Source organism: Thermomonospora catenispora (assembly GCF_006363815.1).
In the GTDB taxonomy this organism is placed as follows: Bacteria; Actinomycetota; Actinomycetes; order Streptosporangiales; family Streptosporangiaceae; genus Thermomonospora; species Thermomonospora catenispora.
In genome coordinates this window covers 1-19,672 of record NZ_RRYT01000025.1, presented here as the reverse complement: position 1 = coordinate 19,672, position 19,672 = coordinate 1, and the positions used below count along the sequence as shown (strand labels likewise).

Sequence of the window (19,672 nt, the reverse complement as noted above, 5' to 3'; positions counted from 1 at the left end):
CGCTTCTCTCGCATCACCGCCTCCGTGCGCGGCGGCGTCGAGGCGGCGACCACCGTGGTGCGGGCGAGGAAGCCGCCGGGCCGCACCGGGGCTCGCATCGCACCCGCCGGCCAGGGACTCCTCGTGCAGCGCCGTTGACGCCCCCTCGCGGTCTCCACCGGCCGCGGCCGTCGGCCGGCTCCCGCTTCCTCGTCTTCCTCATCGCACGCCGGTGCGCGGCGACCGGTCCGTCGCGGTCGGCGCCCGGCTCCCGGCTCCCGAAGGCGCGGTGAACAGGACGGCGTCGCCGGGGACCCGGCGCCCGGACCGCTCCGGCCGAAGGGGCCGCGGTCCCTCGAGGCCGACGACGCGACGCCTGAAAAATCTCTAGTGCACGTTTTATTCATATATGTCACTTCTCTTCTTGAGAAGACCTCATCGGCCGGGCGGATTGCCGCGGCGCCCGGCGGGGGCGGCGGCCCTGTCGGCGCATTCCCCTGTCCTTGCTCGGAATGTCCCGTCCCGGTCTGGAGCTGCGCCCTCAGAGGGGTCCTCGAGGTCAGTCTCGTGTACCCGATCAGGTGGATGTTCTGACATAGGGGCTCATTCCGGGATTGCTGGCTAGGGTGCTACCTGTGATCGGGATTCCCACGAAGGGAGAGGGGCGCTTGGAGCGGAGGTGGCGATGCGGCGACGATGCGAGCACCGCCCGGCGCACGAGGGGACGGGCGCCGCTGGGATCGCTCGCCGAGCAGCTCGGTGACGCCGATCTCGCCGGGCTGGAGGAGGCCGCATTGGCCGCCGTCTCCGCGGACGACATACGGGAATTGCTGCAAGCGTGCTCACCCGGAATCCTCCGCGCGGTGCTGAGCCATGTGGGCCTTCAAGACGCCAAAAAAGTCACCCCGCGATCCGCCGAAGCGGTTCTGCGCATCCTGCGAGCAGGGGACTCCCGGCGTCGTGGCTCGCTTCGCGGGCTGCTCGCCATCGGATTCGTCCACGGCTTCGGCAATCCCGATGAGCTGACCGCCGAGGACTGTCATGCGCTGCTGGACCCCGACCGAGCCGAGAGGGCTCTCGCCAAGGCCCCGGGGCTGTGCTCCCATCTGGCCGCTGACCATCCCGCCTCGATCGCCTACTGGGGCCTGACCCGCGTCATCGGGCTGGATCGCCCGCTCGCCCCCGTGGCGCTCGGTCTCCTGGCGGCCGGACCGGAGCGCCTGGGCGATGGCGCGGGCGCGGTCGCCGCCGCCTGGAAGAACCTCCGCGAGCGACATCCCCGCCTCCCCGAGCGCCCCATCGGTCTCCTCGAGCTGCGGGAGCTGGCGCGCCGCCGGCTCACCGACCCGCCTGCCGCCGACCACGAAGACGAGACGGACATGCCCTCCGACGAGACCACCGTGCCGTCCACCGCCCCGACGACCGGCGACCGGTCGCCCGACCTGTCCGCCGTCGCCGCGGCCGTGGAGGAGCTGCGTGAGCGCCTCCCCCGGGCCGCGGCGGCCGCCGACCGGATCGCGACGCGGCTGCGGGACGGACGACGCCCGCAGGACGATGACGTGACGTTCATCGGCGAGACGATCGCACGCTTCGACGCCGTACGAGAGCAGGTCGAGGCCGTGACCTCCGGCGACCCTCCCGCCGCCGACCTGTCGGCCTTGGCCGAGGCGCTGGAGAACGCACGGCGGGCCGAGGCGGACGCCTCCCGGATCCGGAGGCTGACGGGCCTGCAGGGACCGGACCGTGTGGCCGACGCCCTCGACCGGGTCCGCCGGATGGCGCGCACCGGCGAGGGCGACGGGCTCGCGGCCCTGGCGGAGCTGATCGAGGCGATGAGCCTGCCGGACGGCCCGTCCCGGGCTCCGGATCTCGCCGACAAGGCGCGCGCGCACCTGCCCGGAGAATGCCGGAAGCTGGTCGACTATGCGCTGATGGGGCAGCTGACGATGCCCGACGCGCCGCCTCCGGCGTCAGGGGCCGCAGAGGAGGGACCCGAGGACGATCACGGCGGCGGAATCGCCCGCGAGACCGAACGGGACGACGACCCGGACCCCTCCGAACGGGCGGACGACGAGACCGGACACGACGCCGACCGAGACACCGGACGGGACCTCGGACACGCGGCCCCTGAGGCGGACGCGGAGCCCTCGGCGGAAGCGGACGAGAGGGACGGGACGGCCGACGACCTGGCCGAACTCGATGCGCTGATCGCCGAGGCGTTCCCGGAAGAGGCGCCGGACGACGACGCCTCCCCCGTCGAGACGGCCGGGACCCGCGGCGAGGGGCGCGCACCCGCGGCAGGCGACGCCTCCCACGCCGAGCTCTCCGGCGATCTCCCTTCCGACACCCCTCCTGACCTTTCCGCCGGGACCTCCACTGAGGTCTCCGCCGGGACCGGGCCCACGACCACCGAGCAGCCGGACCGCCGACCGGCGGCGCGCCCCGCCGCCGAGGCGACGTCCCCCGCCGGTCCGTCCGTGGCCGAAGCGGAGGCCGCCGCGCTGCGCGCCGGCCGGTTCGGGCTGGCCGGATGGCTGCGCAGCGCCGCGGGCCGACCGGAGGCGGAGACGGCCGCCCGTCACTGCACGGCGATCGCGGCGGAGATGGCGGTCTTCGCCGGACCGCTGTCGGCCGAGTTCACCGCGCTGGCCCGGAACCTGAGCGTCAAGGCCCTCGCGGAGGACCCGGCGGGCGGCGTCCTGGCCTGGGCGGCCGCGATCAGGGCCGGCCTGGTGCATCCCACCCCCGAGTCCACCAAGCTGCTGGAGGAGCTCACGGTCGTCGTCTCCGGCCACCCCGACCTGGTCGACTGCGGGGAGATGTTCGTCCGTGCCGCCCGCGGCGGCGCCTACCTGGGCTCGGGCGTCGCCGGCCGGACGCGCGGCATGGCCGAGGCGACGATGGCGCGGACGCAGAGCGCCCGGGAGGCGGCCCGGCTCCTGGAGGAGGAACCCCACCGCAAGATCAAATACCAGCCGGCCACCGAGGTGTGGAAGACGCTGCTGCAGCGGGACGAGCCCGTCGGCAGCCTGCTGATGCTGGCCGCCCAGGACGACCCGGCCAACGCCGACCAGGTCGCCGCCCAGGTCACCCGGTTGCGCGCGACCGATGAGATCGAGCGGATGATCGACGAGAAGACCCGCCGCATCACCGCCCGGCGCCGCCCCAAGAAGATCATCGCAGGGGCCCGCGCCCAGCTCGTCGCCAAGGTCGCCAACGCCCTCGACACGGCGGGCCGGTGGGCCAGGGCGGTGCGGGAGATCCGGGAGCGGGACGCCGCCGACGTCCAGGACTGGAGGCTCGGACCGCTGGGGCAGCTGCAGGAGGCGTCCGAGGCGAAACGGGCCGCGATCCTCGACGCGCTGCAGGACATGGCCCGCACGCCCGACGAGGTGAAGGCCGCCGCGGTCCGGGCCGCCCACGACCTGCTCACCGAGACGTTCGACCTGCTCTCCGGCAGGCCCCTGCCGGAGAGCGAGCCGCCGATCGCCCACGTGGTCAACCGGGACCTGCTGCTGGCCCCCACGATCCCGCTGGACCCGGCGTCCCTGGGGCCCCGCGAACCGTTCACCGTCGACCAGCTGATCCCCACCGCCCTCGCCGACGATCGGGCCTGGCGGGCCGCCTTCGAAGAACGGGCCGCACGCGGCGACCACGAGGGCACCCTCGCCATCGTCACGGTGCTGGAACGACGAGACCTGCAGACGGCGCTCGAGCTGCGCGCCCGACGCGAGGAGCTCGTCAGGCGCGCCCGCGAGGACCGGGATGCGCGGGTCGAGGAGATCCGCGACCTGGTGGCGCGCCGGGCGCGGGACGGCGTGCTCACCGAGGACCAGGTCCGCAGGGCGGAGGAGAGGCTGAGCACGCTGCTGGGCGACCGGCGCGACTTCGACCGGATCGACCGCTCCCTCGACCGGTTGCGCGACCTGCTCGAGGACTGGAGCCGGGAGGCCATCGAGCGCGAACGGGCCCGACTGGAGGAACGGGCCGCACACGACCCCCGCGTGGCCGCCGTCCGCGACCGCATCGCCGAGCGCATCGGCGAAGGCGACCTGACCACGGCCCGGGAGTTCCTGGCCCAGATCGAGGCGGGCCGGCAGCTGCACGAGGCCTCCGAGGGCGTCGACCACCACCTGCGGCGCTTTTATCCCGCCTTCCCCGCCGCGTTCGCCCGCAGCCTGGTCCGCGGCGGGAAACGGGCCCGCAAACAGGAGAACGTCGAGTTCCTCAACGCGCTGATCGACGCCCTGGGCGCCGGCACCCACGTCGCCGACCCGGACCTGGCCGCGCTGCTGGAGGGCGCCGGCATCGACATCCCCGCGCTGCGCAACGCCCGCCGCCAGGAGTCCAAGGAGGGGCTGCGGCAGTGGCGGGCGTGCGGCCTGGGCTCCAAGACCGCGGGCAACCTCAGAAGCGCGATCAGACCCGTCCTGCGGATGATCGGGCTGGAGGGCGTGCAGCGCGACGTCACCGGAGCACCGGCCGACCCGCACCGCGTATGGATCGACCTGGAGCTGGAGCAGGTGGTGGGCGATGCGCTGCTGCCGGCCTTCGGCTCCCGGATGAGCCCCTCGGGCAAGCGGCTGCGGCTGCTGCTGGTGTGGCGGCGACCCGGACCCCAGCAGCTCATCGAGATGCTCAAAGACCAGCCCGAGGACCAGACCGTCCTGGTGTGGTACTTCGGCGTGCTGTCCCCCGAGGAGCGGCAGCAGCTGGCCGCCGCCGCCCGCCGGCGACCGGCGCCGGTGGCCGGCGTGCTCGACGACGTTGCGATCAGCTACCTGGCCTGCATGCCCGAGGCCGACTGGTCGGTCGCGGTGGCGCTGATGGCGCCCTTCACCGCCGCCAACCCCTACGCCCCGGTCGGCGACGTGCCCGACGAGATGTTCTACGGCCGCGCCGACCAGCTCCGGGAGGTCACCGACCAGACCGGCTCCTCCTTCGTCTACGGCGGCCGGCAGCTGGGCAAATCGGCGCTGCTGCGCAAGGTCGAACGGCACATCCGGGCGACCGACCGGAACCGGGTGGTCATCCTGGAGAACATCCAGACCGTCGGCAAGGTCGCGCCGCTGGCCTCGCTGTGGTCCAAGCTCGCCGACAAGCTCGCCCAGCAGGGCGTGATCCCCACCGGGCTGGTGCGCGGCGAACAGGTGTGCAAGGCCATCTTGGAATGGATCCGGCGGGATCCCCAGCGGCAGCTGCTCATCCTGCTGGACGAGGCCGACCAGTTCCTCAACGAGGACGCCAAGGGCGCCAAGTTCGAGAACGTCATCGCCCTGCGCAACCTGATGGAGGAGACGGGCCGCCGGGTGAAGGTCGTCTTCGCCGGCCTGCACCAGACCGCCCGCTTCCAGAGCCTGACCAACCAGCCCCTCGCCCACCTGGGCACCCCCATCGCGGTGGGGCCGCTGGAGCCGCAGGACGCGTTCGACCTGCTGGTGCGCCCCTTGGCGACGCTCGGGTTCCGCTTCCCCGAGACCCTGGCCGCCCGCGTCATCGCCGAGGCCAACAACGCCCCCGCCCTCATCCAGCTCTTCGCCGAGGAGCTGCTGAAGAGGCTGCGGCGCAACCCGCGCGCCACGCGCGAGCTCCCCTACGAGATCACGGCCGAGGACGTCGCGGAGGTCTGGCGGGACAAGACCCTGGCGCGCGGGTTCCGGGACCGCTTCGAGTGGACGCTCAACCTGGACAAGCGCTACAAGGTGATCGCCTACACGGTGGCCCTGCACGCTCTGACCGAGGGCGCGGACGCCGCCCTCAGCGTCGGCGAGCTGTCGGAGCAGTGCCGCTACTGGTGGGAGGCCGGCTTCGAGGACTGCAGCAGCGACGGTTTCCGCAGCCTGCTCGACGAATGCGTCAACCTCGGCGTCCTGGGCCTGGACGCCGACCGCTACCGGCTGCGCACCCCGCACATCCTCAACCTGCTCGGCGGCACCGCCGAGGTCGAGGAGGTCCTGCAGAACGCCGGAGAATTCGAAAAGCCCGACAGCTTCGACGCCCACTCCTACCACGGCGCCTTCCGAGGCGGCCCCGAGCGTTCGCCGCTGAGCAGCCGCCAGCTCGCCGCGCTGCTGCGCCCGCACGACCTCGTCCACGTGGTGGCGGGCTCACGCGCCCTGCACGTGGAACGGGTCCCGTTCGCCCTCGAAGAGGAAGAGCTCGACAACCCGGGGGTGAAGATCCACCTGGTCGGCCCCGGGAGGCTCACCTTCGACGGCGCGGTCGAACGGGCGAACCGGCACGACGGGCACACCGTGATCGTCATGACCGTGCCGGAGGACGGCGACGGCCGCCACTTCGCCCGCAGGCTCGACGAGGCGCTGGCGGCCGTCTCCACCCCCCGTCGCGGCACCCTCGCCGTCGTCCTGGTCACCGGCCCCGGCCTGGCGCGGGTCTGGAGCGACCTGCAATGCCGGGACGGGGTGGACCTGATGGAGCTGCGCCGCTTCAACCGGCTGGCGATCCGCCAGTGGATGTGGGAGGAGGCGCACGGCTTCCCCGACGAGAAGGGCCAGGACGCCCTGCTGGTCTGCACCGGAGGCTGGCCGATGCTCATCGGTCAGATCGTCGACCGCGTCGGGGAGCGCGGCGTCGAACGCGACCGGGCCCTCCGGTGGTGCCAGGAGCGGCTGCGCCGCGACCCTGAGGAGTTCGTCGCCGCCACCGGGGTGCTGGCCGACGAGTGCCTGAGCGCGGCATGGCGGCAGCTGGTCGCCGAGGACGCCCCGGAGACCCCCGAGGACCTGGCCGGACTGCTGGAGCTGCACGGGGAGGAGACGCTTCCGGCGCTGAGCGCGCGATCCCTGCGGGCCCACGGCTACTCCGGCACCGCCGACCTGGTGGAGGTCCTGCGGCTGCTGGGCGCACTGGAGCCCAGGGAGGGAAGACTGTCGTGCGAACCGGTGCTCGCCGAGGCCACTCGCCGGATGGACGGGCACCGATGAGCGCGGGGGACCGCGCCGCCGCCGAACCGATCCTGCGGGCCGTGGCCGAGGTGGTGTGCTCCCGCCCGGGCGCCGCGCGCCTGCCCGGCGGCCCGGACTGGCTGGTCCGCGAGCGCGCGCCCTGGCTGCTGGAGGTGCTGCGGCGCTCCCCGGCGGTGCGCGTCCGGGTGGCCGAGACCCTGCGCGGCGCCCGCCTGCAGGACCGGGCACGGCATCTGGCGACCCTGCTGCTGAACCCCGACGACGCGGTGGTCGAGGCGGCGCTCGGCTGGCTGGACCCGCCGGGGTCCGCACCCGACCCTGCGGCCAGACGGGCCAAACGGGCCAGGCAGGCCGAGCGCGTCCTCAAAAAGAAGCTCGAGGCCGAGCGGCAGAGGCTGGAGTACGCCCGGCAAGAGGCCCGCGAGGCCGGGAAGCTGCTCGAAGAGACGCGCGCCGCCATGACGGAGCTGGAGGAACGCGTCGACAAACTCGACCGGCAGCTCGCGGTCGCGCAGCACCGGCTGCGGGACCCGCGGGCGACCGCCGCCGCGCTGCTGCACGCGCTGGAACGACCTCCCGCACCGCGCGACGACGCGGCCAGCCGGGACCCGCGCGGCGACGCCGCCTCACCGGGCCGCTACAACGACGTCCTGCTCGCGGCGGCGGCCGCCGCATCGCTCACCCCCGAGGAACTGTTGGCCGCCGTGCGGGCCGTGGTGGACCCGACCCCGCCCGCGCCCCCCGTCGAGGTCGTCGACGACCTCGACCTGCGCGTCACGCCGCTGGGCGGGGACACCGAGATCGGCGGATCGTGCCTGCTCGTCGAGGCCGGAGGCACCAGGATCCTGGTCGACGCCGGCCTGCGCCCCTCCGACGGGCGGACGCTGCCCCCGCGGGACATCGACCGGGCGCTCGAGGGCGACCTGCACGCCGTCGTGGTCACCCACGCCCACAACGACCACTGCGGCTATGTGCCCGCACTGGTCGCCCGGAACCCGCGGCTGCGGATCCTGGCCTCTCCCGAGACCGTCCGGCTGATGCCGATGATGTGGGAGGACACCGCCAAGGTCATGCGGGAGCAGAACCGTGCGCGGGCCCGCTGGGGGGCCGACCCGGTCGCGCTGTACGGCCACGCCGAGGTCGAGGCGGCCGCCCGCCGGTGCGAGGAGGTGCCGTTCGCGGTGCCGCGCCGCATCGGCGGGATGACGGTCGAGCTGTTCCCCGCCGGGCACATCCTGGGCGCCGCGGGGGCGGTGATCCGAGCCGGTGACCGCCGGGTCGTCGTCACCGGCGACATCTCCGGGTTCCGGCAGGAGAGCGTCGACGGCTACACCCTGCCGGAATCGGCCCGAGGCGCCGATCTGCTGGTCCTGGAGACCACATGCTGCGGAGACGACCACGAGGACCGGGAGCGGCGCGTCGGCGACTTCATCCGCGAGGTCCAGGAGATCCACCAGGGCGGCGGCCGGGTGCTGATCCCCGCCTTCGCCCTCGGCCGGGCCCAGGAGATCGCCCTCGTCCTGCGGCGGCACCTGCCGGAGGTACCGGTCCGCATCGACGGGATGGCCGCCGATCTCAGCAGGGCCTTCGAGGCGGCGACCGCCGACTCCGCGCATCCTTTGAAGATCTTCGGGGACGCCGTGGCCGTCGCCGACCGCCCCGCCGAGCTCGACACCTTCCGCACCGGCGTCGTCATCACCACGTCGGGCATGCTGACGGGAGGCCCGGCCGTGCAGTGGGCGGCGCGGATCCTGCCCGACCCGGGCAGCGCCCTGTTCATCTCGGGCTACCAGGACGAGGAGTCGCCGGGCGCACGGTTGCGGCGGTTGTCCGAGGAGGGCGGCGGGGAGTTCACCCTTCCGGTCCACGGCGGCCGGGTGACCGTCCAGGTGAAGGCGCGCGTGGCCACCATGCGGGTGTCCGCCCACGCCGACCGGCGCGGCCTGCTGAACATCGCCGACGAGGTCGCCGCCCGTCAGACCATGCTCGTGCACGGCCTGCACCGCCGGCAGCGAAGGTTCCGGGAGGTGTTGCGCGTCCGCGACCACGCCACCGTCGAGACCGCCGCATGGCGTCCCGAGTGACCGGCGGGGCATGGCGGCCCCGGGCGCCGGGCGATCTTCAGGGCCGGCGGCCGAACCGTTCGAGCCGGGTGCGGGCGGCCTGAGGCGGGACCTGGTCCGAAGGGGTGGGCGCGAAGACCGACGGAGCGGACGGAAGGGAAGGACGGAAACCTGCCTCGAGCCCGGATGCCGTAGGGGAGAAGAGCCGGAAGGAGGCCATCACCCAGGGGCGGTCAGTCCCCAGGTGCTCGGCTGGAATCCAAGACGCCGGGCGATCGCCGGGTCGGCCCACTCCGCGCAGTAGCGCCGATAGAGGTCGAGCAGTTCGTCCCTGTGGTCCAGAACCGACGGGACGCACAGAACGTCGGGGAACTCCTGCACGAACGCCGTCCATGGGTCCTCGGCCTCCAGCGCCCTCCTCATCCGGGCGACCTGCCACAGCATGGCGTGCAGGTGCTGATCCTCGATCTCGCTGCGCCCGCGGTACTCCTCCCGATGCTCGACGGCGGAGCGGCCGGCGGCGAGCAGGGCCTGCCGCCGCAGCAGGCATGAGGAGCATTCCCCGCAGTGACTGAACTCAGATCGTGCGGCGAAGCCCGTGTCGCAGGAGACGGAGGCGGCCAGGATGTCGTCGTATGCGGGCGGCAGGCCGCCGATCAACTCCGCCTTGGTCCGCCACAGCGCCTTGTTCTCCAGCACGAGTGGTGGCAGCCCGCAGGCGTCCGCCACGATGTCGGCGATGCGCTGCATCACGAGGATCGTCCGCGGATGGACCGGACGGGCGGCCTGGGCGCCGACCTGGCCCCGGGTACAGGGCAGGTTGATCGCTCCAATGCCGTTCTCATAGATCAGCAGCCTGCGGCAGCCCGCGGTGAGCGCGGCGGCGATTCCCGCGGCCAGGAACACCAGACCTCGCGTCCGCTGGCTGTTCTCGGACCGTACGGCACCACTGGTCGACTTCTTGAGATGCAACCTGAAAGGCAGCGGTGCCACGCGCATCCCGAGCCGCTGCGGGATGGACTTGGCCAGATTCTCCTGGCGAGAGCGCATCTTCTTGTTGGAAGCCACGCTCACCGTCAGCAGTACCGAATCGCCCTGACTCTGCGATACCTCGTGCAGCACTCCGGCGGTGGAGTCCGCACCGCCGGAAAAGAGCATGGCGATTCGTTTCCCCGGCCAATCGTCTATGCCTTCCAGGAAAGGCTCAACAACCTGCTTCGGCAGCTCACCGGGACGTGGTTCACGGAAGGACAATGACCATCGGTCACAGGTGAGCCAAGTCAGCAGTCCTTCCAACAGACGGCGGTGTCGCTCCCACAAGGACGGGTTGCGAACGGCCACCCGTATACCGATGTCTCGGCCCCAGGCAGACGGTTTCCAGTGTTCGTTCGGCGGCCGCCGCACCCGGCGGTCGACGGCATGACAGGCGGCGGCGATATCCCACAAGTCGGCGGCCACCGGCGGGAACGCATCGGCGATCGCGTTGGCCGCTTCGGAGAAGTCGCTGTAGACGTCGTATTTCCAACTCAGGTGAAGTGGTTCACTCCTGCCGTTCGACCAATACTCGATCACTCGGTCAGTGCTCATCCTGCTTCCCTCCGGAGGACTGCCGACAACAGTCCAGGAGCGTGGGAATCAGCTCTTCCACGGCGGGTTCTGCCAGCACCTGCTCCACCCTGCTCAGGGCATCGGGAGCGGACAGCTCTGAGCCCAGCCCGAACGGCAACCGGCGATCGAATCCCGCTCTCCGCGCCAGAGCCCGCAGGAAATGCCCGGCCAGCAGCGCGACGACCTCCTCGGTGGTCAGCCCTGCCAGCTCACCGCCCATCGTCGCCAGCAGCATCCGTGCCACCAACGCCAGCAGTCGCCCGGCCTCGTCGTCATCGGTGTCGCCGAAGGCCGCGCACAGATCGATGTCCGCTTCCCTGCTGCGGGCGAGTCGCCGTAGCTCGGCGGCGGCGTCGAACAGATCCAAGGATCCGGGGGGAATCTCCTCCAAGGTGGCCAGCAGCGCCTGCTTCAGCTCCTCGCCCGCCTGCCGCCGTCGTTCCTCGGCATCGGGAGCGGCCGGGGCCAGCTCGCCGATCGCCTCGATCGCCCTCTTCCAGCCCTTGCCGACTTGTCGGGGGAACAGGTCCTGGTCTGGCACAGCGCTCCTCCGATCGGTCCACTCCGATCGTGAGCACTGCCTGCAATGTCAGCAATCAACAAAGATCTTACTTGAATGGTTATATTTTGCTGGACTTGTCGGGGGTGGTGGCGTGCGTCTTGTGTGAATCTGCTGGTCAAGGACTTGTGAATATGTTCTCCAGTGGATTGTCCATGGTTTCGGTCTGTCCGGTGGGAGGATGAGGGACGGCTGTAATCAAGGGTTTTTGGAAAAGTGTTTGGGAGGTCGTGGGCACTGGCCTGGCGGCCGGAGCCGGGCTCTGGGGGTGAGGAGCTCTCGACGTCGTTCAGGTTTCTTTCGAAACATGAACGGCGTAACGGATTTCCTGGGCGTCATCGTGCACCGGAAGGTTGTACGGCACCGTTTCAACGAGGATGGATGTCGATGGAATGCAAGGTCGGTCATCAGCGCCCATAGGTTGACCGCCGACGCGCCGCCCCGTCGCTCGGCACCATCGGCGATACCCGCTCGCCATCGTTTCCCGTGACTCCCAGACGGGGGCCTTGAGCATTCAGAGACGGTCCGGTGGGCTGATCGCCAAGAAGCGTCGGGCAGGGCATGGTCGCCGGACCGTGAGCGGGGGTGGGGAGGGCGCTCGGACGCCTCTTCCATGTCTCCACCGGGCTCCTGTGTCTTCACCGGGTCGCTGCTGGCATCCGGCCTGCGCCCAGGGGAGGTGGGGCCGGCTCGTGCTCGGGGGCATCGGCGTCTACTCCCCGGGCAGGTGCCTCTCGAGGGGCCCGAGGCCGGGACTGGTGGCTGCGACCGGACGTGTGTTCAAAAAGTCCTGTATGCGATGGCCCTTTGAGCGGCCGACCCGCGGTCGGTCGTCTTGCGCACATTGGGTGCAAGACGACCGACCGGGAAACGACGTGGTCGTGAGACGGCTCTGCCGGCGACCGCTCCGGAGCGGGTGGGCCTTCTCGTCTCCCTTGGTCCGGGGACGTTGCTGATCATGGGACGAGACGGGCCCAGACCCATTTGCCGCCGGTGGGGTGCGGAGTGCAGCCGCAGGCGACGGAGAGGGCCTGCACGATGGGCAGGCCCCAGCCGCCGCCGGAGTCGAAGGCGTCCTCGCTCCGGTCGAGGGCTTCGAGGGTGAGCTCGACGACGGGCCTCACGGTGGGGACGTGAGGGCTGGAGTCCCAGACGGAGATGAGGACGCCCTTGGGGTTGCGCTCAAGGCGATAGCAGAGCTTCTTGCCCGGAGTCGCCTCGGAGGCGTTGGCGACCAGCTCGCCGGTGATCAGAAGCACGTCGTCCAGGATGTGCAAATAGTCCCATTTGTGAATCTTCTGCTCGGCAAAGGTGCGTGCCAGGCCGGCGGAGGCCGGGGACCCGAGCAGGGCGATGGTCAGGGCATCTGGCGCCTCCGATGGGCGGGAATCACGGATGCTCGGTCGCGGGTGCTCGTTGAGCATGAATAATCCCTTTTCAAGGAGCTGACTGCTCTGTTTCACGGATATTCAGCCACTGGCCGAGTACGCTTCGTCACAAAGTGCTGGATGAAGGCTGGAAACTGGTCACGGTGGTCCTTCGTGATCCTCGCCGGGTTTCATCGGAACCCTGGCCGGTTTCATCGACTTGGGAGGGTGAAGCATGGCCCCTCGACGCAGGCGAGGCAGCGTTTCGCCGACGCTGCTGGCCTTCGGTCGTCAGCTCCGCCGCTACCGGGAGGAGGCCGGGCTGACTCAGGAGAGCCTGGGCCGCCGCGCCAACAACGGTCGGGGCGTGACCAGCCAGTACGTCGGGCAGGTGGAGGGCGGCCGGACCCGCTGTTCTCGCGAGTTCGCCGAGACCATGGACCGGGAGCTCGGCGCGGGCGGCAAGCTCTTGGAGCTCTGGGACGACCTGGTGATGGACTCCGCCTTCCCCACTTGGTTCGACTGGCCGGTGGTGGAGGCCGAAGCCGTCATGCTCCGCTCATTCGAGCCGGTGGTCGTCTACGGACTTCTCCAGACAGAGGCGTACGCCCGCACGATGCTCTTCGGTGACGAGGAGGCGACGGCAGCTCGCCTTGCACGACAGAGGATCCTTCACAGGTCGTCTCCACCGCCTCCTGCTGTGGTTTGTCTTCTTGATGAGGCGGTGCTCTACAACGGGCTGGGTGGCCCCGAGGTGATGCGTGAGCAGCTTGAACACCTGCTCGCGATGATCTCCCCGCGCCTCGCCGTGCAGATCGTGCCCCGGGGCATTCCCCATCCCGGCAACGCCGGAGCGTTCGTGATCGCGACGCTGGACGATCGCACCGAAGTGGCGTATGCAGAGTGCGCCCTACGTGGTATGACCACAAGTGTGGGCAGTGAAATCCAGAAGGTGGCAGAGTCGTTCGAAGCGATTCGCAGCCACGCGCTGCCGGTCGATCAGTCGATCGACTTCATCAAAAAGGTCCTTGAGGAGCAGTGGACATGAGTGCCCGGAAGTGGCGGAAGTCTTCCTACAGCGCCTCCAATGGAGGTAACTGCGTCGAGGTTGCACGTCTTGCCGAAGGGGTTGGCGTGCGGGACTCCAAGAGTCCTGAGCATGGTCACCTGAGCCTGACCTCCGCCCAGTTCGCCGCACTATTGGCCCAGCTCAAGCGGTAGACCATCTGACCTCTGGCTGTCCGGCAGGGCGGCATCGGGCGTCCGAGATCACCTCTCAGGTGGCTGAACCCCGCCTCGTTCGTAAGGCTCTGGCCGGGGATCAAGCCTGATCCCCGGTTGTCCAACCCTCGACCGTTCCCATCGAGAAGCCCTGAAGGAGGCAGGCACGGTCGCACAGTGGCGTAAGAGCAGCTACAGCGCCTCCAACGGCGGTCATTGTGTCGAGGTCGCCCGCCTGGCCGAGGACGTCGGCGTCCGTGACTCCAAGAACCGGGAGCGCGGTCACCTGACCGTGTCTCTCGCCCAGTTCACCGCCCTGCTGACCCGGCTCAAGCGATGACCCCCTGACCGTCCGCTCGACCCGTCCGCCGGTCGGACCCGCTCAGGTCTCCAGTCGGCGACGCCCCTGTTGCGACTGCAGGGCGGGCGCTGCCGCCTGTCTCTCTCATGGTTCCCGTCCTCAGCCGAGCACTTCGCGTGCGGTCGGCCAAGCAGCGGGAGCTGGCCGACGGGGTGACGGGCGCCGCTGCGCCTAGCGCGCCCTCAAGGCCCGTATCGGCTCCTCGACGTCCCGGTCCCACCGGCTCTCCGCGGGTGGAGACGGCCGTCGGCGGGGCGCCCAGAGCCGTTCGAGCCCAGCGGACGGAAGGCTTCAGAAGTAGGTCGAGGGCGGCTGGGGAGGCATGTGGTGCATGTCCCAGAACGGATCGGGCGGCTGCTCCGCTTGCCGTCGCCGTCCGTCGATCACCCGGATCGGCCAGGTCAGCGCCACGATGAACAGGGCGGTCCCCAGGAAGGTCCAAAAGCCGCTGATCTGCAGGGCGGGGTCCATCCAGGTGCTCAGCCACGACAGCAGCCACAGCTTCAACGCACTGAAGGTCACCAGGAAGAGCAGCGTGAGGCCGGGTGCGGAGAACTCGAAGGCCAGGAGGGTGAACAACACGGTCAGCACGGCCAGCACGAGCAATTGCCGCCACTCCGGCCCGGCCGTCACCCGGACCCCGTCGAGAACCCGTGCGGCGAGCAGCAAACCGCTCAGGACGAGGGCCTGCCGAACCAGCACGTACACCGCCTGCAGGGCCGGTATCCGTCCCGTCGGCGCCCGCAGCACGTAGGTGAGCACCGGGCAGAGACCGAGGATCACCCAGGCGGCGATGACGGTCGCGCCGAAGCCGGAAAGCCGCACCGGCAGACCGAGCGCCTCGCACAGCCGCACCGACAGATGCAACGCCACGGGTCCCACCGCGACGCCCATCGCGACCTGGATGCCGAAGAGCGCGCCGAACAGAGCCCAGAGGCGCCGGAGAGCGGAGAAGAACTTCCGCTCCGAGACGTCATTCGGGACATCGAGGTCGAACGAAGCCCTCATGTCGTGCTCGGCGGTCCGCCGTATGCGCCTTTGCAGGGCCCGGTAGGCCGGGGCCGGCAGCAGACGGGTCGCCGTGAACAACACGCCGACGATGACCAGCACGACCGGTATCTGCCGGCTGACCGAACCGTTGATGTGGAAGTCCCGGACCAGCGTCGCCGCGGCCCAGACCCCGGCCGCCATGGAGACCGGCACGGCCGCTGTGCGCCCGGCCCGCGTCCAGGACGATGGCGGACGCTGCGGCGGCATGTTCCCTCCGACACGGCCGGCTCTTGCAGGGGGCGTGACCCGCCGGGAGCCGGGCCACACCCGCAGGGTAGGGTCCACCGGCCTTTGCGTACAGCGGCCGTGGGGATACAGCGGCATGCGGACGAGAGCCGTCCTGGGGCACCGCCGAGTCGGCCCGGTTCGAGCAGCGGCTTCGGCCTCCCGACCGTCGGCCCGTGCCCGTTCACCGCTCCGTCCCGACCAATTTCCCTCCATTGGCCCGCGACAACGGAGCCGTCCGCTTTTAGCGTCCACTGCATGCACGAACGACTCGGCGACGACCTGGCGCGGCTTCCGCAGTTGCTGGAGCAGACCGGACGGTACGCCACCGACCTGCTGTCCGGCCTGGAGACGAGGGCGGTGGCGGTTCCGCCCGCACCGAGGGCGGCACGGGCGCTGCCGCAGGAGGGCAAAGGACTCGCCGGGGCGCTGGAGGAGTTCCGGCGACGCTGGGAGCCGGGGTTCTCCGGCAGCGCCGGCCCCCGCTACCTGGGGTTCGTCACCGGGGGAGCGACCCCTGCGTCGCTGGCCGGGGACTGGCTGACCTCCGTGCTGGACCAGAACCCCACCAGCGGGCTGGACTCGGCCGCGCCCGACCTGGAACGCGAGGTCGTCGGCTGGCTGCGCGAGCTGTTCGGGCTGGGGGAGGCGCACAGCGGGGCCTTCGTCACCGGGGCGACCATGTCGAACATGGTCGGACTCGCCATAGCCCGGGAATGGCTCGGCGAGCAGGCGGGCGTCGCGGTCTCCGACGCCGGGGTCGGGGCGCTCGGGCCGGTGACCGTGCTGTCGGGCACACCGCATTCCAGCGTCTTCAAGGCCCTGTCCATGCTCGGCCTCGGCCGGAACGCCCTGCGGCCCGTTCCGACCCAACCCGGCCGCGAATGCGTGGACCTCACCGAGCTGGAGCGGGCGTTGACCGCGCTGGAGGGACGCCCCGCCGTCGTCGTGGCCAATGCGGGGACGGTGAACACCGGGGACTTCGACGACCTGCGGGCCATCGCCGCGCTGCGCGAACGCCACCCCTTCTGGCTCCACGTGGACGCCGCGTTCGGCGCCTATGCGGCGCTCTCCCCCTCCCATGCGCATCTGGTCGCGGGCCTGGACGAGGCCGATTCGGTCTGCGTGGACCTGCACAAGTGGGGCAACGTCCCCTACGACTCGGCGGTGCAGTTCACCCGGCGTCGTGACCTGCAGGTCCGTGTCTTCCGCAACGCCGCCGCCTACCTCGGCCTCCCCACCGATGACCCGGATTTCATTCACCTGACCCCGGAGAACTCCCGGCGGCTGCGCGCCCTGGCCGCCTGGTTCTCCCTCACCGCCTACGGGCGGGCAGGGCACCGCGAGATCGTCGAACGCAACATCGCCGCCGCCCGCGCCCTCGGCGACCGCCTTGAGGCCGACCCCCGTTGGCGGCTGCTGGCCCCCGTCCGCCTCAACGTGGTCTGCTTTACCGTCGCCGACGGTCCCACCGCCGACCGCATCGACCGGATCGTCAAAACGGTCGCCGCCGGAGGAGACCTCTTCGTCACCCCCACCGTCCTCGACGGCACCTGGGCCCTGCGGGCGGCCTTCAGCAACTGGCGCACGACTCCCGACCAGCTCGACCGGATCGTCGACGCCCTGGACGCGGCGTTGTGACACCGGGCGTTCCGCCGCCTCCGGAGCGGGTGTCCGCCGCAGGCCCTGTGGAGGACGCCCGCTCGGCCTTTCGGTACCCCTTGTACGGAGGGATGCGCAGGAGCTCGGCGGCGGCGTCCTCGGCCCGGCGGCGGTCCGCTCGATTCCGCCCGGAGCGCAGGAGGCGACCGTGACGACCGAGAGACCCGGTCCGACCCGCCTTTGAGACCGGCCGTTCGGCCGAGGCGACGGCCGATCGCGCTTCCTTGGGGCCGCGCCCGTGCGGTTCGGCGTACGGGCGGCGAGGCGATATATAAAATCGCGCACCGTGCGTCGGTGGGCCGCCGTGCTCGGGCCTGCCGGAAAGGCCGTTCTGCCGGGCGGTTCAGGGCTCCTTCGCCCGTGATCGTCGCAGGTGATCGGCTCGGAGCGGAACACCGCGCTGGTAGCTTTGATACAAGTCGGGCGGTATGAGGCCGCCCCCCGGACCTAGAGGTGAGGACGATCCCGCGCAAGCAGCGAACCGTCCCATTGCGAACCGAGGCGGAGAGCGCGGTCGACCTACCGAATCCGAATCTGACTCGGATGAGCAGCGGGGAGCAGGTCCGGCTCTATGTGCGGCGGCTGATCTTCGACGGTGTGCTCCGCCAGGGACAGCGGGTGCCGCAGGACGCCATCGCGCAGACGCTGGGAGTCTCGCGCATCCCCGTCCGGGAGGCCCTGATCGCGCTGGAGCGCGAGGGCTGGATGACGATCATCCCGCACCGCGGGGTGTTCGTGAACGCGCTGGACGAGACGGCGGTCCGCGACCACTACGAGCTGTACGGCCTGTTCTACGGGTTCGCCGTGCGCCGCGCCGTGGAACGCCGGGGGGACGAGCTGGCCGAGCGGCTGGCGCCGCTCAGCAGGCGGATCGCCGCCGCCGAGGACGCCGAGGAGCTGCAGGAGCTGACGTCGCGGTTCCACCGGCTGGTGGTGGAGTCGGCGCGGTCCCCGCGGCTGCACGGCATGCTCCGCCAGATGACCGGGATCGTCCCGGGCAACCTCTTCGAGCTGGTGCCCGGCGCCGACGCCGTGGAGCGGCGCGGCACCGCCGCCATCGTGCGGGCCATCCGCAAGGGCGACGTCGCCGAGGCCGAGCAGGAGTACGTCGCGATGCTGCGCAGACAGGGCGACTTGGTGGTCGAGCTGTTCCGCAGGCGCGGCATGTTCGAGCAGGAGGGCCAGCAGGCCGAGACCGTCTCCTCCTGACCGGTCCGCCCCCGTCCCCCGGCGCCCGTTACCGTACCGGGGCAGCCTGATCAGGGAGGTGGCCATGGGCCGGCTGGCACGGACCGAAGGTCTGACCGACACGCAGCAGGAGATCCTCAGCACCGTCGCCGACTTCGTGGACCGCGAGGTGCTGCCGGTCGCGACCGAGCTGGAGCACGCCGACGCCTACCCGCGGCAGATCGTCGACGGGCTCAAGGAGCTCGGCGTCTTCGGGCTCACCATTCCCGAGGAGTACGGCGGCCTCGGCGAATCGCTGCTGACCTACGCCCTGGTCGTGGAGGAGCTGTCCCGGGGCTGGATGAGCGTCTCGGGCATCCTCAACACCCACTTCATCGTCGCCTACATGATCGGCCGTCACGGCACCGAGGAGCAGAAGACCCGGCTGCTGCCGAAGATGGCCGCCGGCGAGGTCCGCGGCGCCTTCTCCATGTCCGAGCCGGACTGCGGTTCGGACGTGGCGGCGATCCGCACCCGCGCCCGGCGCGACGGCGACGACTACGTCATCGACGGGCGGAAGATGTGGCTCACCAACGGTGCCTCGGCCAACCTGATCGCCCTGCTGTGCCGCACCGACGAGGGCGCCGACGCCCCGCACCGCAACATGACGACGTTCCTGGTCGAGAAAGAGCCCGGGTTCGGCGAGGTCGCGCCCGGACTCACCGTCCCCGGCAAGATCGACAAGATGGGCTACAAGGGCGTCGACACCACCGAGCTGGTGCTGGACGGCTACCGGATCGGCGCCGACCGGGTGCTGGGCGGCGTGCCCGGCCGCGGCTTCTACCAGATGATGGACGGGGTCGAGGTCGGCCGGGTGAACGTGGCGGCCCGCGCCTGCGGCATGGCGCGGCGGGCGTTCGAGCTGGCCATCGACTACGCCCAGCGGCGCCGCGCGTTCGGCAGGCCCATCGCCGAGCACCAGGCGGTGCAGTTCCGGCTGGCGGAGATGGCCACCAAGGTCGAGGCCGCCCACCAGATGATGGTGATGGCGGCCCGTCGCAAGGACTCCGGCGAGCGCAACGACCTGGAGGCCGGAATGGCCAAGTTCCTGGCCGGGGAGTACTGCAAGGAGGTCGTGGAGGCCGCCTNTGGAGGCCGGAATGGCCAAGTTCCTGGCCGGGGAGTACTGCAAGGAGGTCGTGGAGGCCGCCTTCCGCATCCACGGCGGCTACGGCTACTCCACCGAGTACGAGATCGAGCGCCTGTACCGGGAGGCGCCGATGCTGCTGATCGGCGAGGGCACCGCCGACATCCAGAAGATGATCATCGGTCGTCGGCTGCTGGAGGAGTACCGGGTCGACTGACGGCCCCTGGCGGCCCGCCGCGGGGCGGGACCGGCATCGCGCCGGCGTCCTTCGCGCCCCGCCCGCCGCGGTCGCGGGATCGTCGGCGCACGCCGGTCGCCGCGCCGGCCCCGCGCCGAC

12 protein-coding genes and 1 pseudogene are annotated in these 19,672 nt (G+C 71.0%); 9 read left to right on the top strand and 4 right to left on the bottom strand.

The genetic code is table 11. The annotated features are described in order from the left end of the window. Positions 1 to 647 precede the first annotated feature (647 nt). Positions 648 to 6,923, top strand: coding sequence for an ICP22 family protein (locus EIO00_RS18135; protein ID WP_140180546.1), 6,276 nt, complete (start codon positions 648 to 650; stop codon positions 6,921 to 6,923). Beyond that, positions 6,920 to 8,989 carry an MBL fold metallo-hydrolase gene (locus EIO00_RS24255; protein ID WP_161602749.1) on the top strand — a complete coding sequence of 690 codons (2,070 nt, stop codon included), beginning with the start codon at positions 6,920 to 6,922 and terminating at the stop codon, positions 8,987 to 8,989. Before EIO00_RS18135 ends, EIO00_RS24255 begins: the two co-directional genes overlap by 4 nt. Before the next feature lie 198 nt (positions 8,990 to 9,187). Here the strand turns inward: EIO00_RS24255 and EIO00_RS18125 are convergent, their stop codons facing one another. From EIO00_RS18125 to EIO00_RS18115, 3 genes are all read right to left on the bottom strand, one after another. Beyond that, complete coding sequence (locus EIO00_RS18125) at positions 9,188 to 10,555, bottom strand: hypothetical protein (protein WP_140180544.1); 1,368 nt, start codon at positions 10,553 to 10,555, stop codon at positions 9,188 to 9,190. Beyond that, positions 10,545 to 11,117 carry a hypothetical protein gene (locus EIO00_RS18120; protein WP_140180542.1) on the bottom strand — a complete coding sequence of 191 codons (573 nt, stop codon included), beginning with the start codon at positions 11,115 to 11,117 and terminating at the stop codon, positions 10,545 to 10,547. The genes EIO00_RS18125 and EIO00_RS18120 overlap by 11 nt, the downstream gene beginning before the upstream one ends. Before the next feature lie 974 nt (positions 11,118 to 12,091). Next, positions 12,092 to 12,394, bottom strand: a complete 303-nt coding sequence (locus tag EIO00_RS18115; RefSeq protein ID WP_140180540.1) for an ATP-binding protein — start codon at positions 12,392 to 12,394, stop codon at positions 12,092 to 12,094. 343 nt (positions 12,395 to 12,737) lie between these two features. Here EIO00_RS18115 and EIO00_RS18110 point away from each other — a divergent pair, with 343 nt between their 5' ends. From EIO00_RS18110 to EIO00_RS18100, 3 genes are all read left to right on the top strand, one after another. After that, positions 12,738 to 13,550 (top strand): helix-turn-helix domain-containing protein, encoded by an 813-nt coding sequence (locus EIO00_RS18110; RefSeq protein ID WP_140180538.1) that lies wholly within the window; start codon positions 12,738 to 12,740, stop codon positions 13,548 to 13,550. Beyond that, a complete protein-coding gene (locus EIO00_RS18105; protein ID WP_140180536.1) occupies positions 13,547 to 13,723 on the top strand; it encodes a DUF397 domain-containing protein in 177 nt (58 codons plus the stop codon). The genes EIO00_RS18110 and EIO00_RS18105 overlap by 4 nt, the downstream gene beginning before the upstream one ends. 106 nt (positions 13,724 to 13,829) lie before the next feature. Further along, the gene (locus EIO00_RS18100; RefSeq protein ID WP_422100056.1) at positions 13,830 to 14,063 is read left to right on the top strand and encodes a DUF397 domain-containing protein; all 234 of its coding nucleotides are present in this window, start codon (positions 13,830 to 13,832) and stop codon (positions 14,061 to 14,063) included. 312 nt (positions 14,064 to 14,375) lie between these two features. Here EIO00_RS18100 and EIO00_RS18095 read toward each other — a convergent pair whose 3' ends face one another. Continuing rightward, entirely contained in the window at positions 14,376 to 15,341 is a 966-nt protein-coding gene (locus EIO00_RS18095) for a hypothetical protein (RefSeq protein ID WP_140180534.1), read from the bottom strand. 276 nt (positions 15,342 to 15,617) lie between these two features. On the opposite strand from EIO00_RS18095, the gene EIO00_RS18090 reads away from it, so the two are divergent. From EIO00_RS18090 to EIO00_RS25945, 4 genes and pseudogenes are all read left to right on the top strand, one after another. Further along, positions 15,618 to 17,000, top strand: a complete 1,383-nt coding sequence (locus EIO00_RS18090; protein WP_140180532.1) for a pyridoxal phosphate-dependent decarboxylase family protein — start codon at positions 15,618 to 15,620, stop codon at positions 16,998 to 17,000. A 564-nt stretch (positions 17,001 to 17,564) separates the two neighbouring features. After that, the gene (locus EIO00_RS18085) at positions 17,565 to 18,230 is read left to right on the top strand and encodes a GntR family transcriptional regulator (RefSeq protein ID WP_140180531.1); all 666 of its coding nucleotides are present in this window, start codon (positions 17,565 to 17,567) and stop codon (positions 18,228 to 18,230) included. Between the two features lie 64 nt (positions 18,231 to 18,294). After that, positions 18,295 to 19,275 (top strand): annotated as a pseudogene (locus tag EIO00_RS18080) (acyl-CoA dehydrogenase family protein); the annotation flags it as partial. Positions 19,276 to 19,348: 73 nt separating this feature from the next. Further along, positions 19,349 to 19,552, top strand: coding sequence for an acyl-CoA dehydrogenase family protein (locus tag EIO00_RS25945; protein WP_422100055.1), 204 nt, complete (start codon positions 19,349 to 19,351; stop codon positions 19,550 to 19,552). Positions 19,553 to 19,672: the final 120 nt, after the last annotated feature.